The sequence below is a fragment of the Enterorhabdus sp. P55 genome (assembly GCF_009911695.1).
Taxonomy (GTDB): Bacteria; Actinomycetota; Coriobacteriia; order Coriobacteriales; family Eggerthellaceae; genus Enterorhabdus.
Genome location: NZ_QWKK01000089.1, coordinates 1 through 9,588 on the forward strand (window position 1 = coordinate 1; position 9,588 = coordinate 9,588).

Below are 9,588 nucleotides of genomic sequence, written 5' to 3' on the forward strand. Positions count from 1 at the left end.
AGCGGCGCCGCGTGCGGCGGGCCTGGGGCGTCGCGGCGCCCTCCGGCGCCGGGCCGGCGGCCTGCCCGCAGCCGCCTGGAGCCTCCTGCGGATGGTCGGCGCGCTTCTTCTCTTCGCCCATAGTCCCCTCCCATCTTTCGCGATCGAACACTTCTAGTTTCTTCATCGAAGTATTTTTTTTAATACATCAATGAAATTTATTGGCGCGAGTATAGCACCGTATTCCCCGTTCATGGAAGCATTCATTGACGTAACGTCACAGACCGTCAACCATTGACGGATTGTCAAATGTGTTCATTGACGCCCCGTCAATTCACGCGTAAGGTTCGCGGCGTGAGAAGAAGACGACCGTAAGCGGAAGGGGGCGTGAGCCATGGAACCCAGCGCAGCCACTGAAGGCCAGCCCGCCTCCCGCCGCCCCCACGCCCCGCTTCCCCCGGCCGAGCGCCGCGAGGAGATCATCGCGGCGGCCCGCGCCCTCTACGAGGAGAAGGGTCTCTCGCGCACCACCATCCAGGACATCACCAACCGGATGGGCGTGACGCGGTCGCTGTTCTACCACTACTTCCCCGACAAGGACGCCGTCACCTACGCGGTGCTCGACGCCTACATCGCCGACTACCTGGAGGCGCTCCACTACTGGAACGCCAACCGCCGCCCCGGTGACATCGAGCACGCGCTCTCGAGCGTCGTGCACCTCTTGCGCGTGGCGCTGTTCGAGCACGACGCCTTCCGCGCAGCCCTGGCATCCCAGGAGAACGCAGCGCTCTACCTCGAGTTCATCAACCGCGTCGCCGACCAGACGGCCACCTACCTCATCGAGAGCACCGTGCGCGACTACGAGGCGCGCCACGAGGTGCGCATCGAGCATCGCTACGAGACCTTCTACGTCCTCATCCTGGGCGTCATCGGCTACATGCGCAAGCATCCCGACGCTGACGATGCCCTGGTGGCAGACCTCATCGCCCAGACCCTCCACATGGATCGGGGCAGCACCACCTGACGTTCCCGCCGCCCTCAGGCGGCGAAGACGGGCTTTCATCGGCTGCGGCAGCCTGACGAGGCGCCTCCGCCGATGAAAGCGAGCGCAAGCGCCCGGGCCGCCGGCCGGACGACGAGGAGAGAACAGGAGCTGCAAGACCCGGCGCCACGCATCCGCACCACCACTACCCCATCGATTTGAAGGAGGATCACCATGTTGTTCGACGTCTATGGCCCGAACGCGCTCTACCAGTGGGCCGGCCTGATCATCGTGCTCGTCGCCCTCATCCTGCTCAATGAGTTCGCCCGACGCTCCAAGGCCGGCGGCATCTTCATGTTCTTCGGCGTCTGCGGCGCCATGACCGTCTACTGCCTGGCCGTCGAGATCGGCGCGGCCATGGGCGCTGAGTGGGCACTTACCAACCCCACCCACACCGACATGAACAGCTGGTTCCACTACGCCAAGGTCTACGCGGCCACGGCCGGCTGCATCGGCTTCATGATGCTCAAGTTCTCCTGGACCAAGATCGGCCGCTCCCACTGGTTCAAGGCCTTCCCCTTCATCATCGTGGCCATCAACATCCTCATCGCCGTGGTGAGCGACTTCGAGAGCGCCATCCGCGCCTTCGGCACCACCTGGGTGTCCTCCGAGGGCGTCACCCTCTACGGCGGCTGGCACAACGTGTTCAACGGCATCGCCGGCATCATCAACATCTTCTGCATGACCGGCTGGTTCGGCATCTACATCTCCAAGAAGCGCCAGGACATGCTGTGGCCTGACATGACCTGGGTGTTCATCATCGCCTACGACCTGTGGAACTTCTGCTACACCTACAACTGCCTGCCCACCCACTCCTGGTACTGCGGCGTGGCCCTGCTGCTGGCCCCCACCATCGCCGGCCTCATCTGGAACAAGGGCGGCTGGATCCAGAACCGCGCCTTCACGCTGTCCATGTGGTGCATGTTCTGCCAGCTGGTGCCGATGTTCGCCAACGACTCCATCTTCGCCGCCGACTCCGTGAACAACCCGGACGTCAACCTGGTGGTGTCGCTGCTGGCCCTGGCCGCCAACGTCGCCGCCTTCGCCTACATCATGTTCCGCGCCAAGAAGCTGGGCGTGAACCCCTACAAGCAGGAGGTCTTCGTGGGCACCAAGGACTTCCGCGAGGCCATGGAGCGCCGCTCCTCCACCGCCGAGCTGCTGGAGACCGAGCCCAAGAGCGCCACGCCGGCCGAGATCGCCGAGATGGTGGCCTACAACGAGCTGCCCGTTGAGGGCACCCCGGGCTTCGTCTACGTGGCCGTCGAGGAGGACGTGCGCAAGTAGCGCTCGCCGAGACGCCCCCCCAGACGCCCATCCCCCATGGGCCCCGCGGCTGATCGGCCGCGGGGCCCTTTCTTCTGCGAGGCGGCCCTCCCCTGCGCGCCGAGCGAGCCGGGCGTGGGGGTGCGCTAGTCGTCACCCTTGATGGCGAGGTGGTCGATCTCGTCGAGCGGTGTGACCACGGGCTTGCCGTCGGCGTCGAGCAGCACCGTGAGGCCCGACCCCATGTTGTTGGTGTTGCAGATGAGCAGGAGGTAGTTCACGCCGGTCAGCGTGTCGACGTAGACTCGCTGCTGCTCGAAGACGCCGGCGTAGTAGATCTGGACGAAACGCTTCTTTGCCATGAGGGGCTCCTTTGCGGGCGATGCTGGATGCCACGCGTCCCGCCCCATCGCCCACCCCGCGGGAACACGCAGGGGCAGTGTAGGCGCCCGGAGCGAAAATCATGATGAAAACGCTCGCAAATGACTGCCAAAAGTCTTTGACATCCCAGTTCAGAGCCGTGAATTCACAGAACGCCACCGCCGGGCGGGCACCCGACGCACGAGGAGGGCCCGCCAGATGACGGGCCCTCCTCATACAGGCGCTCGGAGCGGTGCGCTACGGACGCTGGCCCATGGCGCCCTCCAGGGTGAGGGTCTCGCCGCTCATGAACTTGAAGTCGGGGCTGGCCAGCTGCACGACCACGCGCCCGATCTCCTTCTCCACGTCGCCGTAGTGGCCCATGGGAGGCATGTGGACGTTGGCCTCGAAGGCGTCCGGGTAGGCCTCCTGGAAGTTCTCGAGCGCAGCGGTCCAGGCCAGCGGGCACACGACGTTCACGTTGATGCCGTCGGGGCCCCACTCGGTGGCGGCCACGCGCGTGAGGCCGCGGATGCCCTCCTTGGCGGCGGCGTAGGCGCACTGGCCGTAGTTGCCGAACAGGCCCGCGCCGCTGGCGAAGTTGATGACCGAGCCCTTCGTCTCCTTGAGGTGCGGGTAGCACGCCTGCATATAGTAGAAGGTGGCGTAGAGGCCCGAGTAGACGGCCAGGTCGAACTGGTCGGGGGTGTGGTCGGCCAAGGTGACGCCGGAGGCGGACGCCTGGGCGTTGTTCACGAGCACGTCGATGCGCCCGAACGCGGCGATGGCCTGGTCGATGACGTTCTGCACGACGGCCTTGTTGTCGGCGCCGGCGTTGACGTCGGCCTGCACGGGAAGGACGCGGATGCCGTAGGCGGCCTCCAGCTTCTCCTTGGCGGCCTCGAGCTTGGCCACGTTGCGGCCGGTGATGACGAGGTTCGCGCCCTCCTTGGCGTAGGCGGTGGCGATGCCGTAGCCGATGGAGCCGGCGGAGCCGTCCTTCAGCGCGGCGAAGCCGGCGCCGGTGATGATGGCGGTCTTGCCCTCAAGAAAGCCCATGGTTCCTCTTTTCTCCCATGACGGCGGGCCGCGGCCCGCGATTGACTCGTGAAGCACTCCCCCACCTTATCAGAAGGTGGCCGCTCGGGCAGCAGGGCATGCCGAACGGGTGCCACCCGCGGGGTGCGGGACGCAGCGGGAGGCGGGCCCCGGGGGGGCGCTGGCGGCTGGCGTGGACGCGGGCGTCAGGCCCGGGGCTCGACGGCAGCGAGGACGCCGGCGCGCGGGTACCAGGTGAGCAGCACGGCGCCGTCGGCGGCGCCCACGGCCCTCAGGCGCACGAGGATGTCCTCCGCCTCGTCCTCGGTCATGCTCAACGCGAGCGGGCCCTCGCCGTCCACCACGAAGACCAGGTCGACGCGAGCCTGGCGCAAGGCGCGGAAGCGGCCGGTCGGACGGTCGGCCTGCGCGGAATCAAAGCGCGCCTCAGCCGTGACGGGGCCAGCGACGGCATCCGCCGCCGCGCCGGCGCCCTGGAGCACCGCCCCGGTTCCGGCGATCGCGCCCATGACCACCACGAACACCGCCAGGGCGACGGCGCCGACCAGCTGTCCGGCCGCCCCTCCCCGCTCCCGGCGCCGCGTCGGCGGAGCCGCGCGCCACCGGGCCAGGGCCGACCCGACCACGAGGGGGACGACCGCCAGCATCCCGGCGCCGAACAGCAGGCATCCCGCGGCTCCCGTCAGGCGCGCGCCCAGGGCGGCGGGCCCGATGCCAGGGCCCCACTCCCCCGCTAGGACAAGCACGGCACCCAGGGCGAGGAGCGCGCAGGCGACCCAGGGAAGGACCCGCGCAAGCTGGCGTGGAAGCACGGAGGGAGCCTCGCCGCGGACGACGCGGCGGCCATTCGCCGGAGCCGCGTCCGCATCGGGCCCGGGGACGAGGAGCGCCTTGGGCACCTCGTTGCGCTCGTTGGGGAACCCAGCCACAGCGCGGCCCCTAGAGCCCGGCGGCTGCCACGAGGGAACCGCCGTGGGCGAGCAGCGCCAGACCCAGGCGGACGAACTCGGCCTGGTCGAGGGTCTCGCCGCGCCGCGCGGGGTCGATGTCCGCGGCCTTCCACACCTCCGCGAGCGCGGCCACGACGTCCGCCGGCGCCGCGCCCCGGCCGGCGAACCACGTCTTGGCCGAGTTGGCGAGCGTCTTGCGACGGCTGGCGAAGGCGGCATCGGCCATGGCGCAGGCGGCGCGCACCTCGCGGGGCGCGAGCGAGTCGCCGGACTCACCTGCGGGCACGCGGCGATCAAGGCGGATCACGGCGCTCTCCACCCTCGGCGGCGGGAAGAAGTTGCCCGGCCCCACGGAGAAGCGACCAGCCGGCTGAGCGTAGAGCCCCAGCTTCACCGTGTAGGCCCCATAGCTCTTGGTGCCAGGGCGCGCGGCCATGCGGTCGGCCACCTCGCGCTGCACCATGACGGTGGCCGACTGGATGGACGCGAAGCGCTCGAAGAAGTCGAGCACCACGGTGGCGGCCACGGCATAGGGCAGGTTGGCCACGAGCTTGGTCGGCGTGCCGCCGGGCTCTCCCGGCGCGCAGCCGGCGGCCCGCAGGTCGTCGGGAGCCAGGTCGAGGGCGTCCTTGCGGACGAGCGAGAAGCCCTCCTGCCACGGCGCGAGCGTCTCGGCCAGCACGGCCGGCAGGTCGGGGTCGCGTTCCACCGACACCACGCGGGCGGCATGGCGCAGCAGCGGGATGGTGAGGGTACCCAGGCCCGGGCCCACCTCGAGCACCACATCAGCGGGGCCTACCTGCGCAAGCTCGATGATCTTGCGCAGGATGTCGTCGTTGACCAGGAAGTTCTGCCCCAAGGTGTACTTGGCCTGGAGCCCGTGGGCCTCGAGCACCGCGCGGGCGGCGGACACCGAGGACAGGGGCGACATCCTATCGGCGGCCATCGCGGCGCTCGTCCTCCCAGGGGTCGTCCCAGCCGTCGTCGTCCCCGTCTTCCGCGGGCGCGTCGGGTGCATCGTCCCACGCGGCGCCCAACGGTTCGACGGGGTACTCGTCGGCCTCGGCCGTGATCTCGCCGTCAGCGTCGATCTTGCCCACCCAGTCCAAGACGAGCTCCAGCTCGAAGCCGGCCACGGCCAAAGCCGAGCGCACCGTGCCCACAAGCGGCGCGATGCCGTGGGGGTCGCCCCCCTCTCCCACCACGTGGAGGACGGCCGGGCGGCGCGGACCCTCGCGCAGGGCCGACCAGTAGTAGGGCTGCAAGCGGTCGAGCAAGGCCTTCATCTGGGCGGGCGCGCTCGCGAAGTAGACAGGCGACACCATGATCAGCTCGTCGGCGGCATCGAGGTGCTTGCGCACCTCGGCCATCTCATCGGCGATGACGCACTGATGCTGCGCCGCGTCGCTGGCCGCCACGGCCGCGCAGGGGGCCAGCGGATCGCCCTCGGGAGGCGCAGCGGGCGCCTCGGACCGAGCAGCGCGGCAGGCGTCGCAGCCGGTGCAGGGCGCCACCTCGATGCTTGCCACCGACACGATGGACACGCCGTCGCCGGGGCACTCCTCGATGCAGGCGTTGAACAGCTCGTCGGCCAGGTGGGCGCTGCGCCCGTCGGCCCGTGGCGAGCCGGCTATGATGAGTCGGTGCATGGAGATCCGTCCTTCCGATGGGGATAGGCCCCCTATTATCGCAGGTCTGGCCAGTTTCGCCACCCCGCGCCGCCTCGCGCCGCCCGAAGGCGGGCGAGCGGGCCGCCGCGACGGCTGGCCCCGGCGATGACGGCGCCCCTACGCCCCGGTCAACGCGCGCTGCGCGGGCGCCGCGCGTGCTAGAATGCGCACGAGCCCCATCTGCAACCGCATCTCCGACGAGAAGAGGCACCATGCCAGAAAACAATCCCCTGAACGAGCGCCTGCGGGCGCTGCCGAGCGTCGACCAGATGCTCTGCCTGCCCGCCCTCGCGTCCGCCCTCGAGCAGGCTCCGCGCGACCAGGTGGTCGGCGCCGTGCGCGAGGCGCTGGCCGCGGCGCGGGCGCGCGTCCTTGCCGGGGAGGAGGCCGCGCCGGCGGCAGACGCCCTGGCCGACGAGGCCCGCGCGCTGCTCGTGCGCTTCATGCGCCCGTCGCTGCGCCGGGTGGTCAACGCCACCGGCGTCATCATCCACACCAACCTGGGCCGCAGCTGCCTGGCCGAGCCCGCGGTGCGCGCCGTCGAAGAGGCCGCGCGGCGTTACTCCACGCTCGAGTACGACACCGACGCCATGGCCCGCGGCAGCCGCCACAGCCACTGCGAGAAGCTGCTCTGCGCGCTCACCGGCGCCGAGGCGGCCATCGCCGTCAACAACAACGCCGCCGCCGTCATGCTCGTGCTGAGCGAGTTCGCCGCCGGGCACGAGGCCGTGGTGTCGCGCGGCGAGCTGGTGGAGATAGGCGGGTCGTTCCGCATTCCCGACATCATGGCGCTCTCCGGCGCCGTGATGGTGGGCGTGGGCACCACCAACAAGACCCACCCGGCCGACTACGAGCGCGCCATCAGCCCCGACACGGCCATGCTGCTCAAGGTGCACACCTCCAACTACCGCGTGGTGGGCTTCACCGAGACGGTGGAGGCCAGCCAGATGCGCGGCATCGCCGACGCCGCCGTGGAGGCGCGGCGCGCGGTCGACCCCGCGGCGCCCGGCATTATCGTCTACGAGGATCTGGGCTCCGGCGCGCTCATACGGCCGCCGGCCCTCGGGTCGCAGGCCGAGCCCACCGCCGGCGAGGCGCTCGCCCAAGGCTGCGACCTCGTGTCCTTCTCGGGCGACAAGCTGCTCGGCGGCCCGCAGGCGGGTATCGTCATCGGCCGGCGCGCGCTCATCGCCCGGCTCAAGGCCAACCCGATGGTGCGCGCGCTGCGCCTGGACAAGATGACGCTCGCCGCACTCGAGGCCACCCTGCGCCTGTACCTGGAGCCCGAGCGCGCGCTGGCGGAGATCCCCACGCTCGCCCTGCTCTCCGAGCCCGCCGAGACGGTGCGCGAGCGCGCCGAGCGCCTGGCGGGGATGCTCGCGGAGGTCGCAGGCGACGCGGGCGCGGTATCGGTAGTGGACGAGGCCAGCTGCGTGGGCGGCGGCACGCTCCCGCTGCTCGACATCCCCTCGTCGGCGGCGGCGCTCTCCTTCCGCGCCGAGGACGGGGCCCAGCGCTGCGAGGAGCACCTCATCCGCCGCGCCGCCGTGCCGGTGGTGGGGCGCATCCGCCAGGGGCAGCTGCTCTTCGACGCGCGCACCCTGGCCGACGACGAGCTTCCGCTCGTGGCGGAGGCCGTGGCCGAGGCGCTGGGCGCGCGCGGCGCGGCGCGAGGCGGGGAGGTGGCCCGATGAGCGCGCAGCCCTCCCTCATCCTGGGGACCGCCGGGCACATCGACCACGGCAAGTCCTCCCTCGTGCAGGCCCTCACCGGCACCGACCCCGACCGGCTGGCCGAGGAGAAGCGTCGCGGCATCACCATCGAGCTGGGCTTCGCGCAGCTCACGCTGCCGAGCGGGCGCGCGCTCGGCGTGGTGGACGTGCCCGGCCACGAGCGGTTCGTGCGCTCGATGGTGGCCGGCGCCACCGGCGTGGACGTGGCGCTGCTGGCCATCGCGGCCGACGACGGCGTGATGCCCCAGACCGTCGAGCACCTGGCCGTGCTCGAGCTGCTCGGCGTGCGCAGCCTCGTGGTGGCGCTCACCAAGATCGACCTGGTGGACGAGGAGTGGCGCGCGTTCGTGGCCGACGAGGTGGCGGCGCGCCTGGAGGCGAGCCCCTACGCCGGCGCGCCCATCGTCGGCGTGTCGAGCCGCACGGGCGAGGGCCTCGATGAGCTGCGGAGCGTCCTCGACGCGGCCGCCGCCGCAGCCCAGCGCACCAAGCTCGACGGCCCGGCGCGCATGCCGGTGGATCGCGTGTTCACCGTCAAGGGCTTCGGCACCGTGGCCACCGGCACGCTCTGGAGCGGGACGCTCTCCGAGGGAGACGCCCTCACCGTGCTGCCGGCCGGCACCGCCACCCGCGTGCGCAGCGTGCAGACCCACGGACGGGCCGTGGACGAGGCGGCCGCCGGCAACCGCGTGGCCGTGAGCCTGGCGGGGCTCTCCACCGACGAGGTGCGCCCCGGCGACTTCCTGGCCGCCCCCGGCTCCTGCGAGGCGACCGACCGGTTCGACGCCGAGTTCTCCTACCGCGACCCCTTCTCACTGGGCAAGCCCCTCAAGAGCGGCGCGCGGGTGCACGTGGCCCACGGCACGCGCGAGGTGCTCGGGCGCGTGCTGTTCATGGACGGCCTGGAGGCCCTGGCCCCCGGCGGGCGGGCGCTCGCCCAGCTGCGCCTGGAGGAGCCGCTGCCCGTGGCCTACCGCGACCGGTTCGTCGTGCGCTCCTACTCCCCCGTCCACGTCATCGGCGGCGGCACGGTGCTCACGGCGCACCCGCGGCGGCGCACCAACCTCCAGGACGAGGAGCGCGTGCTGCTCGGCGCGCTCGAGTCCGGCGACGTGGACGGCGCCGTCGGCGCGCACCTGGGGCTGGCCGCTCTGCCCGAGACGCTCTCCCAGGTGGCGGCCGCCACCGGCCTCGGCCCGGCGCTGGCCGAGGAGGCCCTCGCGCGCCTAGCCGACGAGGGCGCCGTGGCCATGCTGGCCGCGCGCGAGCCGCTCTACGCCCGTCCCGCCCTCATCCAGCGCCTCGTCGCGGGCATGGAGCGGGCGCTCATGGACTTCCACAGCGCGAATCCCCAGGCCACGGGCATGGCGAAGGACACGCTGCGCCAGGCGGCGGCGCCCCAGGCCGCGCCGGCCGTCTTCGACGCGCTGCTCGGCGAGGCCGCCCGGCGCGGTGCCGTGGTGAGCGCAGCCGGCGAGGTGAGCCACCCCAAGGCCGGCGCCGGCGCGCGCATGGCCGAGGCCGCGGCA

The 9,588-nt window shown here is 71.3% G+C and carries 9 protein-coding genes; 4 read left to right on the forward strand and 5 right to left on the reverse strand.

Annotated features, from left to right (window positions below; all coding sequences use genetic code 11):
* Positions 1 to 373 precede the first annotated feature (373 nt).
* Positions 374 to 1,003 (forward strand): TetR/AcrR family transcriptional regulator, encoded by a 630-nt coding sequence (locus tag D1643_RS08450; RefSeq protein ID WP_160710209.1) that lies wholly within the window; start codon positions 374 to 376, stop codon positions 1,001 to 1,003.
* Between the two features lie 192 nt (positions 1,004 to 1,195).
* The gene (locus D1643_RS08455) at positions 1,196 to 2,308 is read left to right on the forward strand and encodes a DUF5692 family protein (RefSeq protein ID WP_201751041.1); all 1,113 of its coding nucleotides are present in this window, start codon (positions 1,196 to 1,198) and stop codon (positions 2,306 to 2,308) included.
* A gap of 125 nt (positions 2,309 to 2,433) precedes the next feature.
* Here the strand turns inward: D1643_RS08455 and D1643_RS08460 are convergent, their stop codons facing one another.
* From D1643_RS08460 to D1643_RS08480, 5 genes are all read right to left on the reverse strand, one after another.
* A complete protein-coding gene (locus tag D1643_RS08460) occupies positions 2,434 to 2,649 on the reverse strand; it encodes a DUF6440 family protein (RefSeq protein WP_160710210.1) in 216 nt (71 codons plus the stop codon).
* A gap of 256 nt (positions 2,650 to 2,905) precedes the next feature.
* Positions 2,906 to 3,706, reverse strand: coding sequence for an SDR family NAD(P)-dependent oxidoreductase (locus D1643_RS08465; protein ID WP_160710211.1), 801 nt, complete (start codon positions 3,704 to 3,706; stop codon positions 2,906 to 2,908).
* Positions 3,707 to 3,891: 185 nt separating this feature from the next.
* The gene (locus D1643_RS08470; RefSeq protein WP_160710212.1) at positions 3,892 to 4,635 is read right to left on the reverse strand and encodes a hypothetical protein; all 744 of its coding nucleotides are present in this window, start codon (positions 4,633 to 4,635) and stop codon (positions 3,892 to 3,894) included.
* A gap of 10 nt (positions 4,636 to 4,645) precedes the next feature.
* Entirely contained in the window at positions 4,646 to 5,602 is a 957-nt protein-coding gene (rsmA, locus tag D1643_RS08475; protein ID WP_160710213.1) for a 16S rRNA (adenine(1518)-N(6)/adenine(1519)-N(6))-dimethyltransferase RsmA, read from the reverse strand.
* A complete protein-coding gene (locus tag D1643_RS08480) occupies positions 5,589 to 6,305 on the reverse strand; it encodes a flavodoxin family protein (protein ID WP_160710214.1) in 717 nt (238 codons plus the stop codon). The genes rsmA and D1643_RS08480 overlap by 14 nt, the downstream gene beginning before the upstream one ends.
* A gap of 233 nt (positions 6,306 to 6,538) precedes the next feature.
* On the opposite strand from D1643_RS08480, the gene selA reads away from it, so the two are divergent.
* A complete protein-coding gene (selA, locus tag D1643_RS08485) occupies positions 6,539 to 8,020 on the forward strand; it encodes an L-seryl-tRNA(Sec) selenium transferase (protein ID WP_160710215.1) in 1,482 nt (493 codons plus the stop codon).
* On the forward strand, positions 8,017 to 9,588 hold a 1,572-nt coding region (selB, locus tag D1643_RS08490; protein ID WP_160710216.1), incomplete at its 3' end, for a selenocysteine-specific translation elongation factor. The genes selA and selB, both read left to right, overlap by 4 nt.